The sequence below is a fragment of the Streptomyces sp. NPDC006610 genome (assembly GCF_040611575.1).
GTDB lineage: Bacteria > Actinomycetota > Actinomycetes > Streptomycetales > Streptomycetaceae > Streptomyces.
The window spans coordinates 63,455-80,767 of record NZ_JBEXOP010000015.1 but is presented as its reverse complement, the minus strand read 5'-3'; the positions used below and the strand labels follow the sequence as shown (position 1 = coordinate 80,767).

Annotated in this window: 21 protein-coding genes and 2 pseudogenes; 15 read left to right on the top strand and 8 right to left on the bottom strand. The window is 71.1% G+C overall.

Going from position 1 to position 17,313, the window contains the following annotated elements:
* Window positions 1-41: 41 nt before the first annotated feature.
* The 5 genes from ABZY13_RS14935 to ABZY13_RS14915 all read left to right on the top strand — a co-directional run bounded on the left by ABZY13_RS14935 (window position 42) and on the right by ABZY13_RS14915 (window position 5,876).
* A complete protein-coding gene (locus tag ABZY13_RS14935; protein ID WP_356630575.1) occupies window positions 42-518 on the top strand; it encodes a hypothetical protein in 477 nt (158 codons plus the stop codon).
* Window positions 515-1,177 carry a hypothetical protein gene (locus tag ABZY13_RS14930; RefSeq protein ID WP_356630573.1) on the top strand — a complete coding sequence of 221 codons (663 nt, stop codon included), beginning with the start codon at window positions 515-517 and terminating at the stop codon, window positions 1,175-1,177. Before ABZY13_RS14935 ends, ABZY13_RS14930 begins: the two co-directional genes overlap by 4 nt.
* Before the next feature lie 1,098 nt (window positions 1,178-2,275).
* Window positions 2,276-4,045 carry a hypothetical protein gene (locus ABZY13_RS14925; protein ID WP_356630571.1) on the top strand — a complete coding sequence of 590 codons (1,770 nt, stop codon included), beginning with the start codon at window positions 2,276-2,278 and terminating at the stop codon, window positions 4,043-4,045.
* 780 nt (window positions 4,046-4,825) lie between these two features.
* Entirely contained in the window at window positions 4,826-5,173 is a 348-nt protein-coding gene (locus ABZY13_RS14920) for a hypothetical protein (RefSeq protein WP_356630569.1), read from the top strand.
* A 151-nt stretch (window positions 5,174-5,324) separates the two neighbouring features.
* The gene (locus ABZY13_RS14915; RefSeq protein ID WP_356630567.1) at window positions 5,325-5,876 is read left to right on the top strand and encodes a DUF5994 family protein; all 552 of its coding nucleotides are present in this window, start codon (window positions 5,325-5,327) and stop codon (window positions 5,874-5,876) included.
* 48 nt (window positions 5,877-5,924) lie between these two features.
* Here the strand turns inward: ABZY13_RS14915 and ABZY13_RS14910 are convergent, their stop codons facing one another.
* The 7 genes and pseudogenes from ABZY13_RS14910 to rpmG form a co-directional block, all read right to left on the bottom strand.
* Window positions 5,925-6,983, bottom strand: coding sequence for a helix-turn-helix domain-containing protein (locus ABZY13_RS14910; protein ID WP_356630717.1), 1,059 nt, complete (start codon window positions 6,981-6,983; stop codon window positions 5,925-5,927).
* Window positions 6,984-7,122: 139 nt separating this feature from the next.
* On the bottom strand, window positions 7,123-7,266 hold the full coding sequence (locus ABZY13_RS14905; RefSeq protein WP_356630565.1) for a hypothetical protein: 144 nt from the start codon (window positions 7,264-7,266) through the stop codon (window positions 7,123-7,125).
* Between the two features lie 448 nt (window positions 7,267-7,714).
* Window positions 7,715-8,020 carry a hypothetical protein gene (locus ABZY13_RS14900; protein ID WP_356630563.1) on the bottom strand — a complete coding sequence of 102 codons (306 nt, stop codon included), beginning with the start codon at window positions 8,018-8,020 and terminating at the stop codon, window positions 7,715-7,717.
* A 588-nt stretch (window positions 8,021-8,608) separates the two neighbouring features.
* Window positions 8,609-8,851 (bottom strand): 30S ribosomal protein S18, encoded by a 243-nt coding sequence (gene rpsR, locus ABZY13_RS14895; protein WP_356630561.1) that lies wholly within the window; start codon window positions 8,849-8,851, stop codon window positions 8,609-8,611.
* A gap of 64 nt (window positions 8,852-8,915) precedes the next feature.
* Window positions 8,916-10,082, bottom strand: coding sequence for a GTP-binding protein (locus ABZY13_RS14890; RefSeq protein ID WP_356630559.1), 1,167 nt, complete (start codon window positions 10,080-10,082; stop codon window positions 8,916-8,918).
* A gap of 92 nt (window positions 10,083-10,174) precedes the next feature.
* Window positions 10,175-10,411 (bottom strand): annotated as a pseudogene (locus tag ABZY13_RS14885) (type B 50S ribosomal protein L31); the annotation flags it as partial.
* Between the two features lie 5 nt (window positions 10,412-10,416).
* A complete protein-coding gene (gene rpmG / locus ABZY13_RS14880; RefSeq protein WP_356630557.1) occupies window positions 10,417-10,581 on the bottom strand; it encodes a 50S ribosomal protein L33 in 165 nt (54 codons plus the stop codon).
* Between the two features lie 92 nt (window positions 10,582-10,673).
* Between rpmG and rpmB the strand changes: the two genes are divergently transcribed.
* The 3 genes from rpmB (at window position 10,674) to ABZY13_RS14865 (ending at window position 12,092) form a co-directional block, all read left to right on the top strand.
* Window positions 10,674-10,910 (top strand): 50S ribosomal protein L28, encoded by a 237-nt coding sequence (gene rpmB / locus ABZY13_RS14875; RefSeq protein WP_356630555.1) that lies wholly within the window; start codon window positions 10,674-10,676, stop codon window positions 10,908-10,910.
* Window positions 10,910-11,215 (top strand): 30S ribosomal protein S14, encoded by a 306-nt coding sequence (gene rpsN / locus ABZY13_RS14870; protein WP_356630553.1) that lies wholly within the window; start codon window positions 10,910-10,912, stop codon window positions 11,213-11,215. Before rpmB ends, rpsN begins: the two co-directional genes overlap by 1 nt.
* A gap of 151 nt (window positions 11,216-11,366) precedes the next feature.
* Window positions 11,367-12,092 carry a dienelactone hydrolase family protein gene (locus ABZY13_RS14865; RefSeq protein WP_356630551.1) on the top strand — a complete coding sequence of 242 codons (726 nt, stop codon included), beginning with the start codon at window positions 11,367-11,369 and terminating at the stop codon, window positions 12,090-12,092.
* A gap of 312 nt (window positions 12,093-12,404) precedes the next feature.
* Here ABZY13_RS14865 and ABZY13_RS14860 read toward each other — a convergent pair whose 3' ends face one another.
* Window positions 12,405-12,773, bottom strand: coding sequence for an SDR family oxidoreductase (locus ABZY13_RS14860; RefSeq protein ID WP_356630549.1), 369 nt, complete (start codon window positions 12,771-12,773; stop codon window positions 12,405-12,407).
* A gap of 33 nt (window positions 12,774-12,806) precedes the next feature.
* On the opposite strand from ABZY13_RS14860, the gene ABZY13_RS14855 reads away from it, so the two are divergent.
* The 7 genes and pseudogenes from ABZY13_RS14855 to ABZY13_RS14825 all read left to right on the top strand — a co-directional run bounded on the left by ABZY13_RS14855 (window position 12,807) and on the right by ABZY13_RS14825 (window position 17,258).
* Window positions 12,807-13,184: a MarR family transcriptional regulator gene (locus tag ABZY13_RS14855; RefSeq protein WP_356630715.1), complete on the top strand. Its 378-nt coding sequence runs from the start codon at window positions 12,807-12,809 to the stop codon at window positions 13,182-13,184.
* 354 nt (window positions 13,185-13,538) lie between these two features.
* Window positions 13,539-14,311 (top strand): annotated as a pseudogene (locus ABZY13_RS14850) (hypothetical protein); the annotation flags it as partial.
* Between the two features lie 171 nt (window positions 14,312-14,482).
* A complete protein-coding gene (locus ABZY13_RS14845; protein WP_356630547.1) occupies window positions 14,483-15,139 on the top strand; it encodes a DUF433 domain-containing protein in 657 nt (218 codons plus the stop codon).
* A 31-nt stretch (window positions 15,140-15,170) separates the two neighbouring features.
* The gene (locus tag ABZY13_RS14840; RefSeq protein ID WP_356630545.1) at window positions 15,171-15,518 is read left to right on the top strand and encodes a toxin-antitoxin system, toxin component, PIN family protein; all 348 of its coding nucleotides are present in this window, start codon (window positions 15,171-15,173) and stop codon (window positions 15,516-15,518) included.
* 143 nt (window positions 15,519-15,661) lie between these two features.
* Window positions 15,662-16,117: an SRPBCC domain-containing protein gene (locus ABZY13_RS14835; protein WP_356630543.1), complete on the top strand. Its 456-nt coding sequence runs from the start codon at window positions 15,662-15,664 to the stop codon at window positions 16,115-16,117.
* Window positions 16,114-16,449 (top strand): helix-turn-helix domain-containing protein, encoded by a 336-nt coding sequence (locus ABZY13_RS14830; protein WP_356630541.1) that lies wholly within the window; start codon window positions 16,114-16,116, stop codon window positions 16,447-16,449. Before ABZY13_RS14835 ends, ABZY13_RS14830 begins: the two co-directional genes overlap by 4 nt.
* Window positions 16,446-17,258: an SDR family oxidoreductase gene (locus tag ABZY13_RS14825; protein ID WP_356630539.1), complete on the top strand. Its 813-nt coding sequence runs from the start codon at window positions 16,446-16,448 to the stop codon at window positions 17,256-17,258. The genes ABZY13_RS14830 and ABZY13_RS14825 overlap by 4 nt, the downstream gene beginning before the upstream one ends.
* The last annotated feature ends 55 nt before the right edge of the window (window positions 17,259-17,313 follow it).

The window sequence follows — 17,313 nt, the reverse complement described above, 5'->3', positions numbered from 1 at the left end:
ATGGGTACAGTGCTCGCCAAACTGGAGACCAAGGGGGAGGCATGGCCATCGGCCACAACCAATACGAATCACTCATGACGCGGCTGAGGGAAGAGATCCCGGGCCTGGCAGATCAGCTGGACGAAGAGGTCCGGCATGGCCGCGTTGTCTCGGCGCAGGACCACCTTCAGGAGGAGGGGCAGTACTACGAGCGGGCAAGCCGTCTTGCTGCGACCAAGCTGCCGGCCCTCGGGCAGGGCGACATCGCTGTTATCCCGTACACAGGTGAGGAACGTCTCCAACTTGTCCGTGAAGCAGTGCTGACTCTGGCCGAGACGATGTATGCCACGCGAAAGTCTGTGCTGGACGCCGTCAGGGAACGAGGAATGGGCTCGAGAATCGAATTTGGAGATCCAGAGCTGGAGGTCCCGTCTCAGCTCGATCTGCAGAGTGAGACTGCACAGGCGTGGGCCGCACTCCAGACGGTGCGCGAGCTGCTTGCGGACGGCCAGGATACGTACTCGGAGGCCCTCCAGTGAGCAAAGCCAACCTCGTGCAGGCCATCGAGAAAGCGATCGGCGCTTTGGAGCCGGTCTACCGCAACAGCGCCGACGAGTCTGATCTCTACGAGGCGTCTCTGATGGTGCTATGCCTTGACGCCGTGAAAGATGTGGGAGGAACCACACTCCTCACGCAGGACGGCTCGAACCCGGCCTCCGCGCTCCGCTTCCGGAGGTCGCCGGGCAACCTCTGGACCGGCGCCTTTACATACGGCCTGGTCAGCCTCCCCGGCACCCAAAAGCGGCTCGAGATTCATCTGGGCGTGTACGTCGCCGGCCGATCAAAGGTCGCGCACGAGTGCGACGTAGCGATCATCGATCAGCGAGAGGCTGAACGTAGTCGGCTGGCCGGGGTGCACCCTAGGAGCCACAAGCTCGTCGCCACGATCGAGGCCAAGCATTACGCCACGTCACCGGGGCTGGGTGTCGGTCGCAGCTTCCTCGGCCTGGCCCAGGAACTAGGGCAGGACAACTGCTCGCTGGTGTATCCGTCACGAAGTTCCACCAACCTCGCGGCACTCATAGCTCACCGTAGGAGCGAGGCGTACGAGCAGCTCCTGCCCGGCGCGCCAGCGGCAGCACGGTTGCGCGCACACCTCGATCAAGCGATCCGCAAGTGGAAGGCCCGCCAGATCTGAGGATTGGCCGCGTAGCGCCGTGGCGAGGTACTGGACCTGCCACGGCGCTCAGACGCTTGGATCCCGATCCCACCTGGCGCAGAGCTCATCGCTACTCCTATACCCCAGCTGGTTCCCCGTAAGAGCCTTCCCCCCCCTCCCACTCCGTAGAGCAGATCCGCGCCAGATCCAGCACCCGCTCCGGCACTCCGCGACTTCGTCCAGCCCCTTGTTCGGTCATGCTCCGCCCCTCCCAGGTCAGTCCCCACGATCACTGCTGGACGCAAGTCGGCGACGGGCCCACTTCGCCGGGGGGCATCCACTGCTCCAGCACCTCCTCGTGTACCGCCGCACCTGCGTAAACTTGCTTACGCAACGTGCCGCACGACCACGGTCCAGACACCACCGCCGCTCAGCGTGGGAGAAATCTGGGAGATGATCTTCTCTCACGGACCTAGCGAAGCCAACCAAAACCATCCCGCCCCAAGCCTCCGACCAGGGTGGATTCCCTCCAGGCCCGGTAATGATCTTGTCCGAACCTCATTCGGGACGAAGAGGTCGTGGGTTCAAATCCCGCCACCCCGACAGTGAAGTACCAGGTCAGGGCCTGATCCATCAAGGGGATCAGGCCCTGTCGGGTTTCCGGAGATCGTTCGGGAGGAATCCGGGAGAGGGTCTTGGTCGGGGTCTCCAGCCTCGTCGGGGACTGGGTGACCGGACGGAAACCATGCCGGAGAAGTCGGCGTCCGCCCCCGTGACACAGGACCTGTGGGTCGGCGGTGGACGGATCAGGCCGGTGTCTCGTGCGGTCCGGGAGTGCGGAGTGTTCGGGATGCACGTTTTCGACAAGTGGGTTCGGCTACCTCGCTGAACGGCGTGAACCGTGGAGACCTTCGTACGTGTCCCGGACGCCACCGGCGAGGCCGTACCCGAGGACGATCTCTTCGCCGGACTGCGCTGATCCACTCCTCGGGGGCGGGGCCCTGAAGGGCTTGGCCGGCACCGGCCGGTGCGGAATCAGCCGGGTGAATTCGGGCCGAACGGCGGTGAGTTGAGCCGTAGACTTCGGCCGTCAACGCCGACGATGTCCGGCTGTTGCGCGCGGGGGAGGAGAGTCGCATGCAGGACCCTTCGGAGTCGATGGGGATCGCCGGGCCTGAGGAGAACGGACGGAGCGATACCGCCGGCTCACCTGTCGTGGACGATCCGACGTCCCACTCGGACATCGACTCGACGACGGCGTCGGCGGTCCTGGTGGAGGTGCTCCCCGGGGTGGCTGTCGTCGCCGGTGAGGTCCCGCCGGAGCTGAAGCCCGATCTGATCGACTTCGGGATCGTGCCGGCTGCCGACCGCGAGCGGATCTCGGCGATTCTGGCCTCGATCGGGAACGCGACGACCGTGGCCGGCAATCTCGGAAACGCGTTCGCCGGCGTGCAGGGGCTCTACAGGATCGGCGACACGGCACGGGCCCTGCTGAACAGCGGCGCGACGCTCGCCGTCAAGGACGGTGGGAACCTCGGAACGGTGATGGTTCCCGGCCGCATCCTGCATCACGCCCGCTTCTACCCCGTGACTGCGGTGAGCAGGGCGCAGACCGCGGCCTCGATCGGGCCGGCGCTGGCCATGGTCGGCCTTCAGATGATGCTGAGTGAGGTCTCGGGCCTCGTCAGGACCAACCTCGCGGTGACAAGTCAGGTCCTCACCGCCGTCCGCAAGGACCAGTGGACCGAACTGACGGGGCTCGTCGCCGCCGTCGATCGTGCGGTCGACCAGGCGCGAGAGATCGAAGCGGTCCCGACGTCCTTGTGGGAGGACGTCGCAGGCAGTGGAGCGCTGCTGCAGAAGCAGTTGGAGCGCTATCAGGGGAACGTCCGCGACCACGTCCGGCAGATCGGCCGGGGCGACGCACGCAGCCACCGTGAGTATCTGCACAGGAACGCCGAGGCGATCGCGTTCGACGCCTACGCCCTCCTGTCCTCCCTCAAGGCATGGACCGGGTATCACGCGCTGCGCGCCGCAAGGGCCAGAGCTGCTGGACGCGAGGACGCCGCCGAGGCGCAGTACGCCGAGGTCATCGCGCGCGACACCCGAGCGGAGTTCGACTCCACTCTCGCAGCGTCGACGAGCCTCGTCGACGCGCTGACGCGGGAGCTGCGGATCACCGCCGAGCTACCCGGACCCGACGCATGGCCGCTGCCGGGGAAGCGGAAGGACGTGAAAGCGGCCCGCGAGACCTCCGCGCGTCTTCTGGAGGCGATCGAACCTCTTGCCGACGCTCTCCATCCGCCGGCCCCTCCGCTCGAGGCTCCGGGCGTCGTCTGCGCGCCCGAATCGCTGGATCTCAAGCCGTACCTTCGCATCCTGCGCTGGCTCCTCGAAGACGGCGAGACGCTACGCGTCCTCGGCTTCCCCGACCAGCTCGACGCCCTCGGTCCCCTTTCTGCGATCGTCGGCGGAGCGAAGGAGAAGTTGGCGGCTGCGAGGGACAAGGCTGCGGCGAAAACGCTGGTCGCCGTCACGGATCGCCGCGTCATCACGGCCAAGGCGAACGCATTCCTCGAGCAGGCCGAGATCCGACAGGACATCCCGATCGATCAAGTGCGATACGTCCGAGCAACGACCACGCACGACAGAAGCGCGCGCTTGGCGATCGACCTCATCACGCGCGACGAGAACATCCGGTGGCTCTTCCACACCGACATCGACAACCTTCGCGTGGGAGCGCTTGCCGCCGTGCTGGCCGAGTCGATGACGATCCCGGACGGCGAACGCGAGGAGCTGCAACGGCGGCGCTACGCCCCGATCGAGGCGGGCGAGAAGAGCGAGAGTACTGGCACGAGGTCTACCGAACCGACTGGATCCGAGGCCACGACCGAGGATGCCGAGTAGGCACCATCCTCACGCGGTGCCGGATTCGACCCGATAGACGTTCTGCCGTGGCGCAGCGCCTCAGCGGCGCATACGGGGCGACCAGGGCGTGCAGGCGGCGGCGAACTGCTCCGGCGACAGGGCGCGGATGCACTCGCCGCTGAGGACCCACCGCACCAGGGTGCCGATGCAGGACACTCTCCCCGGATGACTTCGGCCACCCCACCGCCGCTGTCCGGCCCTCTCCTCCCCTGCTCGTACGGTTCCTTCCAGCACTCCGGTGCCGCATCGGGCAACGTTCGCCCTGTTGTCGGATGACGATGGCGGCTCATGGTGAGCGGCGCGGTTACCTCGGCGTTGAGTTGGTGGTCGGCCCAGAGGCAGCTGTCGGGCAGCAGGTCGGTGCTCGAGACGGTTCGGAGGTGGTCACCGGCGCGCCGACGATGACCTATAGGGCAGGGAAGCCGCCGCGCCGATGAGAACGAGTTCGGCGCAGGGCCTCCGGTGAAGTGGTAGGCGTTCACCGCGGTGACGATCCGGCCGCCCTGGACGAGAGGACTCGAGCCGATCGACCACGTCGCGGCCGGGACCGGTGGGGAAGCGGCCACGGCGTAACCGACGCAGGCGAACCGTCTTCGTGCCACGTTGACACACCCTCTCCCCGCACGTTGACTGGCAGCACGGCGCAGGGCATGGCGCTCCGGTGTACCGGAGTTGCGGTGCTCGCCTCGCCCGCACGCGAGCGTCGACATGACCAGACATGACCAACGGCGCCTTCTGGCGCAGCGGAAGGCATCCATCATGTACGACCAGTCACGCGCCCAGCAGCCCGCCGGCCAGCCCCGGAGCGCCGACCCGCGGCGTGTTTCGGGGCCCGAGCCGCTGGTGCCGGCGGCCCGGCGGGACGAGGTCGCCTCGCGGCTTCGGCACGCCATCAATACCTTCGCCGACGATCCGCGCGAGGCGCTGGAGGAGGCGGAGGCGGCCTATGACGAGGCCGTAGCCCAGCTCGTGAGCGCGTTGGAGGAGCGGCGGCGGGTGCTGCGTGCCGGGTGGCAGGAACGGGAGGGCGAGCAGGAGCAGTCCGACGAGCTGCGGCACGCGCTGCGGCAGTACCGGGAACTCACCCAGCGGATGCTCGGTCTCTAGGCGTGACGGCCGCGAGCCCGCGCCGCCGACGTGCGCGGAGTAGTGTGGGGTCACCGAGGGCATTTCGCACACCGGCTTCCACGCCGGGTCGTTCTCGGAGAACGATGAAACCCGGGCCGCCTCAGACGCGGCCCGGAGACGGGTCCGCATCATGCCGGCGACCTTGCATCCGATCCCTCCGCACCACGAGCCCGCCGCACCTCCCGCGGCGCGTCTCGCACTGAAGACCGACGGCCTCTCCCGCGGGCTGCTGGACGGCGCCTGGTGGCCCCGCTCGCGGGATCTGCTCACCGAACTTCCGCTTCTGGCCGCCGTGTTGGACCCCTTGTGGGGCCGCACCACCCGCGTCGCCGTCAACCCGGCACACTGGCCGGTCATCCCGCGCAAGGTTCCCGTGGACGGCCACGTCGTCAAGGTCGGCTGGTTCACCCTGGAGATCGACCCGCACAAGCTGCTGCTGCTCTCCTACGGCATCGGTCGCTGGGACCTGTTGGTCGTCCCGCCCGAGGCGGACGCGGAGTCGGCGGCCCGTCTCATGGCCGCCGCGTCGGACGACGACGGCCCGCCGTCGACCGCCAGCGCGCTCATCGCCGCGGACGCGGCCGAGCACGGTGTCGCCGTCGTCGCCGTTCCGGAACAGGCCGATCCCGCCGATCCGGATCATCAGGCCGTTCGCTCGGCCATCGGTTCCACGGGGGTGTGAGCGGCCGGGAAGGAGTCGGGCCGCCCGTCGGACGGCGGCGGTGTGCTCCTAGGGCCTCGACGGCCAGTCCAGCAGGCGGGCGCCGATCACCGCCGTCTGGAGGGTGTAGCGGTGGACCGGGTCCGAAGGGTCCGCGCCCGTGAGTTTGTGGATGCGTTCGAGGCGGTACGTGAACGCGCGCACGCTCAGGGACAGGCGGCGGGCCGCCTCCGTGGCGATGCAGCCGGAGTCGAAGTAGGCGGCGAGCGTGGCCAGGAGGGGTTCGGCGCCGCCGCGGGCCTGGCGCAGGGGGCCGAGGACGCTGGCCACGAGGTCGGCCATCGCCTGCCGGTCGCGGGCGAGTACGGGGTAGACCAGCAGGTCGGCGGCGCGCAGCACGGGGTCGTCCAGGTCGAGGCGGTCGGCCAGGTCGAGGGTGTTCAGGGCCTCCTCGTAGGAGTGGGCGACGCCGGCCGCCCCCGACTGAGGGCGCCCGATGGCCACCCGGCCCCCGTCCGTGGCGGCGTACGCCTGCTTGGCGAAGTACGTGAGGACGTCCTCCTGGTCGCCGGGCGCGATGCACACGAGCCGGCCGTCCTTGGTGGTGAGCAGGATGCTGCGGTCGCCGAAGCGGCCGATCAGCGCGCGCTCCACCTCCTGGGGGACCGGGTCTCCCTCGTCGTACGCCGCCGCTCCGCGCGCCACCGCCACCGCGTGCGCGTACGACAGCCGCAGCCCGTAGCGTTCCGCGCGCTCGGCGAGCCGGCCCAGGTCGCTGCGGCCGTAGAGCAGGTCGTCGATGAACTCCCGGCGTGCCGCCTCCTCCTGGCGTACGGCGTGGAGCTGGGCGCGTTCGTAACCCTCGGCGAACGCGTCGACGGCCTGGGCGGCGGCGGCCAGGACGCCGTCGGCGCCGGCGCCGTTGCCGCGGGGCCAGTGCGAGCGGGTCGCGGCAAGGTGGGCGCCGACCAGGGCGCGCAGGCCGAGGCCGGCTTCCGCGGCCTTCTCCCCGAGGGCCCTGCGCGAGTCCAGTTCGTCGCGGGTGAGCCGGCGGCCGGTCGCCGAGGCGTCGGCGAGGATGCGGGCGTACCCCTCCAGGTACTCCTCGGGCACGTCGCGCCCCGCCATGTGCGCCCCCCGTCGTGCGACCCGCGTGACCGTCACGGCGGCCTTTGCCGTGCCCGTCACCGTGCCCGTGCTCGTCGCGGTGCTCGTGTCCGTCGCCGTGCTCGTGCTCGTGACCGTGGCCATCGTCTTCCTCGCCTTCCTATCGCACAGGTCCGGGGTCGGTCATCTCGCTGCCGCTGTCGGCCGTCGATCCCATGAGCCGTCTGTCCCGACGGACGAGCACGGCTGTCGTGATCGCGACGATCAGAGCGGCGGCGAGGGGCGGGATGAGGAAAGGCGTCATGGCTGGTCCTCCCGTCCGGTGGCACGGCATGGCTTGGCATGGCTGATCACGGGTGCGGGGCCCGCGGCGACGGTCCGTCCCGCCATCGCGCGGGCGAGGGCTCGATGCCGGGCACCTGCCGGTACCCGGCATCAGGAGCACTCCGTGTGCTCCCCTCCGCCCTTATCCTGCCGAAGGCGCGGCCGTCGGCGCATTGCCGGACTCCGGCAGTCTTCGGTGGGCGCTCAGTGCCGGTCGGCGTCAGGCGGGCGGGGCGTACGCGCCGGGTTCGACCGGGCCGGGCCGTGGTTCGGTCGAGCCGGGCTCGGGGGAAACCAGGCCCGCTGGTCCAAGGCAAGCGGGCCCGGCCGGACCAGGGGCGATCTGGCCGGCCCAGGGGCGATCCGGCCGGACCGAGGGCTGGTCGGGCCGGGCCCCGGGTCGATCGCGCCGGGGCGTACGCGCCAGGTCATGCGGGCCGGGTGGGCCTGTGGGCCGAGTAGGCCGGGTGGGCCGGGTGGGCCGGGCCGGGAAGTTCAGGGCCGGGTCGTCCCTCCACCTCGGCATCGGCCGTGCGCGTCCGCCGCGCCGGCCGCCGTCCGGTGGCGTGCCGGGCCCCCACCGCCAACACGGCCGACGTGGCGGCGAAGGCGACGACGAGGCGGTTGAACCACGCGTAGCCGCCGTCGGCGGGGTACGTCGTTCCGTCGTCCAGGACGCAGTCGAAGGCCGGTGGGAGGTACGAGGCACGGTGGCCTTCGAGCCGCTCCACCATGTGGTCGGATACGCCCTCGCGGCAGGCGGGCGCCGGGGAGGAGTCCGCCCCGACCGGTACTCGTGGCCGGCAGGTTCCACGGAGCCGAGCGCCATGACCAGCAGCATGACCGCGGCCGCCGCCGACATGCCCGCGCCCCGGCGCGCCAGCCGCACGCGCCAGTCGGGACGTCGGCCCGGCAGGACCACGGACACCAGCTTGACCACCACGGCGATGGCCACAAAGGAGCGGCGAAGGGAGCCGCCGGGGCCGGCAGGACGAACACGTTCCGGCTCCCCCTTCGCCGACCCGGCAACCCGGCAACCCGGCGACCCGGCGATCAGGCGATCAGGCGCAGGGACGCGGACGTCGTCGGACGGCCTGGTCGGTCCGTCACGGTACGCCACCGATCCCGACCGGGTCGTCGTCGGCCTGTCCGCTGTCCATTTCTCGGACGCTTCGTCCGTGGCCGCGCCGGACGCCGTCGAGATCGAGAACGCCGAGCGCGGCAGGACGGTCGGGATCAGCGGCCCGAGCGAGTCCGGCGCCCGCCTGCACGGCGTCCTCGGCGGCTCGTTGACCGGCGTCCCCTGCTCCCGTCGCCCGGGATCACCGGGAGCCGTACGGCAACAGCGCCATCTCGCGGGCGTTCTTGACGGCTCGCGCGATCTGCCGCTGCTGCTGCCGCGTCACGTGGGTCACGCGGCGGCTGCGGATCTTGCCGCGGTCGGAGATGAACTTCCGCAGCAGGTCGGTGTCCTTGTAGTCGACGTACGTGATGCCGGCGGCGTCCAGCGGGTTGGCGCGGGGGCGCCTGGCCGCCTGTCGGCCGGGGATCGGGCGTCGGGGCATGGGAAGCGTTCCTTTCGCAATGAGTGCGGCACATGTGCGGCTTCGTCGCCTGTCGCGACGGCGTTCAGTGCACCGGGTCGAGCAACTCGTCGAAGGCGTGAGGCAGTCGGCGCCAGCCGTCCCTGCCCGCCGCGTACTCGGCCTCGGTGAGCAAACAGGAGTCGAGCAGCGCGAGCAGGCCCTCGCGGTCGAGGCCGGGGGACGTGAAGGTGAGGTGCTGGCAGCGGTCGCCGTGCTCCGGGTGCCAGTCCACCGAGGCGGCGGCACGGCGTTCCGCGGGCACCATCTCCCAGGCCGCGTCGGGCAGGGCGGCGAGCCAGGGGCCGGCCGACTCCACGCACAGGGCGCCGCCGGCCGCGTCCCAGGACAGCAGGGTGTCGGGGCGGTCGGCCAGCCAGAACCGTCCGCGGCTGCGGGCCGCGGCGCAGGTCAGGTCCTCCAGCGCGGCGTAGAGACGCTCCGGGTGGAAGGGCCGTTCGCGCCGCCACACCATGGTGGTCACGCCGTGCTCGTCGCGCTCCTGCGGCAGCAGCGCGGAGGCGGGGTGCACCCGGGCGGCCGCCGCGTCCGCGTCGAAGCCGGCCAGCAGGGCGGGACCGAAGGCGGGGCTCGCCGCCCCCACCTTCCGTGCACCCGGCGTGAGTTGGGCGAGCAGCGCGTGATCGGTCCCGTCGGCGGTCTCCCCGTATGCCGTGTCCTCGGCGAGAGCGATCACGGTCGGGTACTCCAGCTGCCGCGCGAAGGTGTCCGCGACGGTGCGCCGGTCGGTCGGGGCGGCGGCGAGGCCGGCGTCGGACAGGTCGTCGCCGTTGGAGAGGTACGGCAGCACGAGCGCCGGATCGACGGCGGTGGCGACGCCGGTCAGGGCCAGGGGGGCGCCCGCGGCGGTGATGACGGGGGCCATGGAGTGGGGTTCGACGGAGTCCCACAGTTCCACGACCGCCAGCCGGTGCCCGTCCGCCTCGGCGATGCGCAGCAGTTCGGGGACGAGGTCCTCGCGCAGGGCGCAGCAGGCGCAGTCGTTGACCAGGGGGGCCTCACCGCTGTCCAGCAGGCCGACGGCGTCGCGTACCGTCCGGTGGACCGTGCCGTCGACGGCGTGCGTCAGGTCGTGGTGCAGCGCCACGGAGCCGGGGACCGTGCGCAGGATCTCCTCGACGGCGGCCCGGCGGGCGTCGGCGTGCAGCCCGGCGACGATCGCGACGGGCAGCCGCGCACGGCCGCCGCTCACCGCTCGCTCCCGTCGCTGCGTGCGCTGCGCTCGCTCCGGTCGCTGGGCTCGTTCCGCTCGTTCCGCGCACTCCGCTCACTCCGGCCGGAGGCTCCGTAGCGCCGTTCGAAGCGCTCGACGCGGCCCGCGGTGTCCAGGACGCGCTGGGTGCCGGTGTAGAAGGGGTGGCTCGCGGAGGAGATCTCGACGTCGACGACCGGGTAGGTGTTGCCGTCCTCCCAGACGACGGTCTTGTCACTGGTGAGGGTCGACCGCGTGAGGAACGCGTAGTCGGCGGCCCGGTCGCGGAAGACGACGGGGCGGTACTCGGGGTGGATTCCGCGCTTCACGGCTCTCAGCGCTCCTCACGGAAGTCGACGTGCCGCCCGGCGACCGGGTCGTACTTGCGCAGCGTCAGGCGGTCGGGGTTGTTACGGCGGTTCTTGCGGGTGACGTAGGTGTAGCCGGTGCCGACGGTGGACCTCAGTTTGATGATCGGGCGGAGTTCGTTTCGGGCCATGGGCAGCAGCATACGTTATTGGTTTTCATTTTCATCTAGGGGTAGTGTGCTGACCGCCACGCACCGCACCCCACGCTCCAGAAGGAGGAAACATGTCCGCCCACTGCCAACTCACCGGCCGGCAGCCCGGCTTCGGGCACCAGATCTCGCACTCCCACCGGCGCAGCAAGCGCCGCTTCGACCCGAACATCCAGCGCAAGCGCTACTGGCTGCCGAGTGAGGGCCGCTACGTCCGCCTCACCCTCTCCGCCAAGGGCCTCAAGACGGTCGACGTCATCGGCGTCGAGGCCGCGGTCGCGCGCATCCGCGCCCGGGGAGGGAAGGTCTGATGGCGAAGAAGAGCAAGATCGCAAAGAACGAGCAGCGCCGTCTCGTCGTGGCGCGCTACGCCGCCCGCCGCGCCGCGCTGAAAGCCGTCATCGCCTCCCCCCGCACCTCCGACGACGAACGCGACGCCGCCCAGCGGGAACTGCGCCGCCAGCCCCGCGACGCCAGCGCCACCCGCGTCCGCAACCGCGACGCCGTGGACGGCCGTCCGCGCGGCCACCTGCGCACGTTCGGCCTGTCCCGCATCCGCGTGCGGGAGATGGCGCACGCGGGGGAGCTGCCGGGGGTGACCAAGAGCAGTTGGTGAGGGCGGGCGGCGGCCTCGCCGACCCTCGCCACGGGCGCCCGAGCACCCGGGCGGCACCGCGGGGTGGTTCCGGAACGCGCCAGAGACCTGCCTTCTGCCAGCGGCAGAACACCGGCCCGACCGGGCTCGGCCATCACTACAGTCCAGGCTCATGACGGCAGTTGCCACGCGCACGATCGAATACGCGGCCGACGGCCTGACGATGATCGGGCACCTCGCGCTCCCGGCCGGTGGCGACCGCCGGGCCGCGGTCCTGGTCGGGCCCGAGGGGGTGGGGCTCAGCGACGTCGAACGCCGCCGCGCCGATGCGCTCGCCGAGCTGGGATACGTGGCGCTGGCCTTCGACCTCCACGGCGGGCGCTACTTGGGCGACCCCGAGGAGATGTCGGCCCGTTGCATGCCGCTGCTCGCCGACCCCGACCGGATGCGAGGCATCGGCCACGCGGCGCTCGACGTGCTCCGCGCCGAGCCGCGGACCGACCCGGACCGGATCGCCGCCGTCGGCTACGGCACCGGGGGCGCCATCGCGCTGGAACTCGGGCGCGACGGCGTCGACCTGCGCGCGATCGCGACAGTCAACGGACTGACCACGGGCCGACCGGGCGAGACGGCGCGCATTCACTGCCCGGTGTGGGCCGGGGTCGGGTCGGAAGACCCGATCATGCCGCCCACGCAACGGGACGCGTTCACCGCCGAGATGCAGGCTGCGGGCGTCGACTGGCGCCTCGTGGTCTACGGCGGCGCCTTGCACGCCTTCCATCACCCACCGGTCGACCACATCGTGCTTCCCGGGGTCGGTCATCACCCTCAGCACGCGCGGCGAGCCTGGCGGGACGTCGTCGACCTGCTCGCCGAGTGCCTGCCCGTAACGGAGTGATCCGGGCGGACTGGGGTTCGGTCGCAGGCCCTGACGACTCGTTGCTTCGAGGCATCGCTCCGGAGAGCGTCACTCGGACTCCTGCGGACGGCGGTGTGCGGGGATGCCGAGGTGGAAGGCCGGTCGCTGACCTCGGCGTTGGGTCTCGTCGCGCCTCGCGCGGAGGAAGGTGAGGGTGAGGTCGATGCCCTCGATCGCACCCTTCCGGCCTCGTCCTCGGCCTGCCTCCTTCGTTGCAGGAGCAAGACCCCCACGGCCCCGCACCGCGCTTCTCCACCCCCGCCTGGACAGCCTTCATGGGCGGCCTGAAGCTCACCGCGTCGTGAAGGCCCCGCCGTTGACGTGAAGGGTCTGGCCGGTGACGTGCCGGGCGCCCGGGGAGGCGAGGAAGTACGACATCTCGGCGATGTCCTCCACCGTGCCGGCGCGCTTGTTGTGCGTCTCCTGGACCAGCGCGTTGTGGCGCTCGTCGGTCATCCGGCCGCGGAAGAAGTCGGTGCCGGTGATGTAGCCCGCGGAGATGACGTTGCTGGTGATGCCGTGCGGGGCGAGTTCGGCGGACAGGGAGGCGTTCCAGGCGGCCAGTGCCGCTTTCGCCGCGCCGTACGAGCCGCCCCGGCGCTCGGCGCCGATCGAGCCGATGCTGATGACGGAGCCGCCCGGGGCGAGCTCGTCCCGCACGGCGGTGGTGGTCAGGACAGCGGTGAGAAGGTTCTGGGCGAAGCGGGGATCGACGCCGCCACCCTCGACCTGCTCTCCGTCATCCGCCGCTCCGGGCCGCCCTACACGCTCACGACCCGGGAGATCGCGCAGCGGACTCTGGTGACCGCCGGAGCGATCTCGCAGCGCGTCGCCCGGGCCGAGGCGGAGGGTCTCGTCCGGAGAGCGCCCGGAACCACCGGCCGCCGGGCGGTGGAGGTGTCACTGACCGCCGAGGGGCACGCGCTCATCGAGCGGTCCGTCGACGCCGTCCTCGGCCGCGAGGCCTCACTCGTGAGTGATCTGTCGGCGCAGGAGCGGGACTCGCTCATCGGGCTGCTGGAGAAGCTGACGACGGACGTCCGACGACGCATCCGGGACGTCGAGAGCTGAACCGCACGGCCTGCCCGGTCGCACGCCGGCCTGTCCGGTTGCACGCCGGACCACCACACCGCCCCCCCCAGCCCGCCACGCACCGGTCATGGCCCCTGGTCGAGGCCCTTCGGGACCCGCCGGGACCTCGTGCGCGAGGGTCCGGCGGGTCGCCGTACCCCTCAAAGAACCGGGGGTAAGGAACTACCCGCCCGCCCACCCTCCCGGCCCGCTTCACCCGTGCGGGTGACCGGCTTGCAGCGGTGGGCTACGGACGGTTACCTTCGCCGCGACAACCGCAAACAGATACGGCCCCCGGCCGGGACTGGCATCCCGATCGAGGGCCTGACCGCTCAGGAAGTAGACGCCTTCCCGATGGCTGACTCGCAGTCTAACGCGCGCCTGCGCGCCGACGCCGGAGCTCCGACATCCGGCGTGATCCACGTCCGCACCCGGCTCACCGCCGACTTCACCGTGCTCTCCAACGCCCTCGCGCAGCGGCGTGGCAGCGCGGTCACGATCGGGGTGGCGGCGTACATCTCCTCGCTGCCGGACGGTTCGCCGGTGAGCATCTCCGCACTGTGCGAGCACTTCTCGGAGGGCGAGATCCTGATCTCGCGGGCGCTCAGGGAGCTGGAGGCCGCCGGATATCTGGGGCGCCGCCGGGAGCGGCTGCCCAGCGGACGCATCCGTACGAGAACGTACTTCTACGACGTCCCCAGCGGGGGTGGCGACCCCGGCGGGGACGATCCCGAGCCGCCGCAGCCGCCCCCTCCGCGTCCGTCGGTCCGGCACCGGAGGCAGGCCCAGCCCGATGCCGAGCCGGAGCCGTCGGCCGCTCTCGCCGACGCCGACCCGGAGGCCGTCGCCGTGCTCGCCGCCCTGCGCCGGGTCGACCCGCGGCTGGTCCTGTCCGGGCGGGAGGCCGCGCGGCTGGCGCCGGCCGTGAGCGAGTGGCTTGCGGTGGGCGTCGATCCGTACCGGATCACCGAGCTGCTCACCGCCGGACTCCCCGACCGCTTCCACGCCGCCCGGCGCACATCCTCGCCTTCCGCCTGCGCGAGACGCCCCTGCCCGCCCCGGCACGGCACACACAGCCCGTGGAACGCCGTCCGGCCCCCGTCGTCCCCCTCCAGACCTGCGACGGCTGAGAACGCGCGTTCCGCGCACCGGAACCGGGACGCTGCCGGGACTGCCGGGCGGGGAGCGGGCTGCGAGCGGCGGGTTGAGGCGACGGCGAAGGCGAGGTGGGCGGTCCGCCCGCAGGCGGGAGGTCTGATGTGCGACGATGCGAAGACCGGTGCCAGAGGAGGTGGGGCATGGTCGACAGATTCAAGGACGGACTTCTGACGCCCGCGGAAACGGCCTCCTGCCTGGAGATCCCACAGTCGACGCTCATGTCGTGGCTGAAGGGCAAGGCAGCCGGCGCACCCCTGGTTCACCAGGTCGAGCCGGTTCGGAAGGGGCAGCCTTCGGTGCCCTTCATCGCGGTGGCCGAGGCGCATGCCCTTCGTTCCTTGCGTTCCCTGGGACTCCGTATGAGCGAGATCAGGGAGGCCGCCGCCGCCGTACGGGACGCCTTCGACACCCCCTATGGACTCGTCTCGAAGCGAATCGCCACCGACGGCGTGGACATCTTCATCGAGCATGGTCTCGGCGATCTTCGCCGGGCCCGCGACGGCCAGGCGCCCATCCGGGAAGTGGTCTGCGACTATCTCCGCTACCTGTCCTGGGAGCCGGGTGACGACTTCCCCTCCAGCCTGCGGCTGAGGCAGTATCCGGAATCCGTGCCGGTCGTGATCGATCCCCGGTTCGGCCATGGTCTGCCCGTGGTGGCCGCCAACCGGGTCACGGTGAAGGCGATCACCGACCTGTGGGAAGCCGGGGAGAGCGTCGAGGACATCGCGTACGACTACGACATGACGCCCGAGCAGGTGGACGCGCTGTGCCGGGCCGTGGTGCGTCTTGCCGCCTGAGTTCTTCCTGGACCGGAATCTCGGGCGGCGTGTGGCAGAAGGGCTGAGGCTCTGCGGGTGGACGGTTCACCGCATCGCCGATGTCTTCCCGGACGATGGGCAGGACGTTACCGACGAGGACTGGATCACTCATGGCCTCGACCAGGGCTGGGTCCCGCTCTCGAAGGACGGGCGCATCAAGACCCGGGACTTGGAGATCCAACCCGTCCTCGACCGCGCCGCGGTGCTGTTCTACCTCGACAACCAGCAGATGCGGACCACCGAAATGGTCGATCGGCTCGTCGCGCACCGCGACGCGATCCACCGCGCGGTCGAGAAGGGCGGCCCCGCCGCATACGCGGTCCGACGCGATCGCGTCGAGCGCACATGGCCACCCTGACCGAGGTCGAGCCGGCCACCGCACGCTGACCCACCCAACCCGGCCACCCTCCAGCAACCCGCAACGAAAAGTTGCGGATCTCCGAGGCGGCGCCTAGAGTCATACGCAACCGATAGTTGCCCAATTCTCACGGGAGGTCCGTCATGGAGCGGGAGTTCGGAAAGCTGGAGCGCGAGATTCGCATCGACGCGTCGCCGGAGATCGTGTTCGAGGTGGTGAGCCGGCCGGAGCACATGAAGATGTGGTGGCCCGACGACGCGACGTTCGAGCCCGTAACGGGGTCGGTCGGCGAGCTGGTGTGGGGGGACCGTGCGGGGGTGGAGGCGATCACCGTGGTGGACGTGGATCCGCCGCGCAGCTTCGCCTTCCTCTGGGTCGCGCCCCAGGGCGAGACGCCGGAGCCGAGCAACTCCCTCCTGGTCACCTTCGAGCTGGAGCCCTCCGGCGACGGCACGATCCTGCGGCTGACCGAGAGCGGCTGGCGGGAGAGGGGCTGGGAGGCCGCCGTACTCGAGCAGGCCTTCCACGACCACGAGCGCGGCTGGGACCTGTACCTGCCCCGGCTGCAGAAGTACGCCGCCTCGGTGGTGGCGCGATGAGCGTCGCCGTCGACGACGAACTCTGGTCGGCGATCGGGGACCCGATCCGGCGGCGGCTGCTCGACATCCTGCTCGCGGAAGGCGTCGGCACGCCGACCAGCCTGAGCGACCGTCTCCCCATCACACGGCAGGCGGTCACCAAACACCTCGGCGTCCTCGGCCGCGTCGGCCTCGTGCACGCGACGCAGCAGGGCCGCGAGCGGCGCTACGAAGTCGACGAGGCCCAACTCGCCCGGGCCGTACGACAGCTGAACGACGTCGGCAGGACATGGGACGCACGGCTCAACCGCATCAAGCGCATCGCCGAAGAGATCCAGCGAGGACGGTCATGAACGGGTTGCTGCTGGACGGCAAGAACGCCGTGGTCTACGGAGGCGGAGGCGCCATCGGCGGCGCCGTGGCGCGGGTGTTCGCCCGGGAAGGCGCCCGGGTCTTCCTCGCCGGGCGGACGCAGGCCCGGCTCGACGCCGTCGCGCACGACATCACCGCGGCGGGCGGCACCGTCGAGACCGCGCAGGTCGACGTCCTCGACCAGCAGGCCGTCGAGAAGCACGCCGACGACATCGCGGCGCGGGCCGGCGGCATCGACGTCGCCCTCAACGCCGTCAGCGTCATGCACGACCAGGGGACCCCGCTGGCCGACCTGTCGCTCGAGGAGTTCATGCGGCCGGTCGACGGATTCCTGCGGACGCTGTTCATCACCAGCAAGGCCGTGGCGCGGCACATGGGCGGGGAGCGTCCCGGCGTGATCCTGACCCTCTCCGAGCCGGGTTCCAAGCTCGCGGTGGGCGGCATCCTGGGGCACAGCGTGAGCGCGGCCGGCAAGGAGGCCTTCTCGCGAGTGCTGGCCGCGGAGCTGGCGCCCGCCAACGTCCGGGTGATCTGCATCCGGCCGCACGCCGTCGTGGACGGGCCGGCCGCGGGGTCGTACACCAAGGACCTCTTCGCACCGATGGCGGCCGCGGGCGGGCAGTCGGTCGAGGAGATGCTCACGGACGGGGGGATGGTGGACGGGACGCTGCTGAAGCGGTTGCCCACGCTCTGCGAGATCGCGGAGACCGCCGCGTTCCTCGCGTCCGACCGCGCCGGCGCCATGACCGGGACCGTCGCCAATCTGTCCGCCGGCGCACTCGTCGACTGACGCCAGGAACAGCGGCCCGACGACCGGGACAACCGGCCACCGGAACAACCCGCCC

Bases quoted from the DNA above. Each gene is read 5' to 3' on its own strand.
- ABZY13_RS14935 (WP_356630575.1), top strand. From the start codon at position 42: ATGGCCATCGGCCACAACCAATACGAATCACTCATGACGCGGCTGAGG.
- ABZY13_RS14925 (WP_356630571.1), top strand. From the start codon at position 2,276: ATGCAGGACCCTTCGGAGTCGATGGGGATCGCCGGGCCTGAGGAGAAC.
- ABZY13_RS14920 (WP_356630569.1), top strand. From the start codon at position 4,826: ATGTACGACCAGTCACGCGCCCAGCAGCCCGCCGGCCAGCCCCGGAGC.
- ABZY13_RS14915 (WP_356630567.1), top strand. From the start codon at position 5,325: ATGCCGGCGACCTTGCATCCGATCCCTCCGCACCACGAGCCCGCCGCA.
- ABZY13_RS14910 (WP_356630717.1), bottom strand. From the start codon at position 6,983: ATGGCGGGGCGCGACGTGCCCGAGGAGTACCTGGAGGGGTACGCCCGC.
- ABZY13_RS14905 (WP_356630565.1), bottom strand. From the start codon at position 7,266: ATGACGCCTTTCCTCATCCCGCCCCTCGCCGCCGCTCTGATCGTCGCG.
- ABZY13_RS14900 (WP_356630563.1), bottom strand. From the start codon at position 8,020: ATGGTGGAGCGGCTCGAAGGCCACCGTGCCTCGTACCTCCCACCGGCC.
- rpsR (WP_356630561.1), bottom strand. From the start codon at position 8,851: ATGCCCCGACGCCCGATCCCCGGCCGACAGGCGGCCAGGCGCCCCCGC.
- rpmG (WP_356630557.1), bottom strand. From the start codon at position 10,581: ATGGCCCGAAACGAACTCCGCCCGATCATCAAACTGAGGTCCACCGTC.
- rpmB (WP_356630555.1), top strand. From the start codon at position 10,674: ATGTCCGCCCACTGCCAACTCACCGGCCGGCAGCCCGGCTTCGGGCAC.
- rpsN (WP_356630553.1), top strand. From the start codon at position 10,910: ATGGCGAAGAAGAGCAAGATCGCAAAGAACGAGCAGCGCCGTCTCGTC.
- ABZY13_RS14865 (WP_356630551.1), top strand. From the start codon at position 11,367: ATGACGGCAGTTGCCACGCGCACGATCGAATACGCGGCCGACGGCCTG.
- ABZY13_RS14845 (WP_356630547.1), top strand. From the start codon at position 14,483: ATGGTCGACAGATTCAAGGACGGACTTCTGACGCCCGCGGAAACGGCC.
- ABZY13_RS14835 (WP_356630543.1), top strand. From the start codon at position 15,662: ATGGAGCGGGAGTTCGGAAAGCTGGAGCGCGAGATTCGCATCGACGCG.
- ABZY13_RS14830 (WP_356630541.1), top strand. From the start codon at position 16,114: ATGAGCGTCGCCGTCGACGACGAACTCTGGTCGGCGATCGGGGACCCG.
- ABZY13_RS14825 (WP_356630539.1), top strand. From the start codon at position 16,446: ATGAACGGGTTGCTGCTGGACGGCAAGAACGCCGTGGTCTACGGAGGC.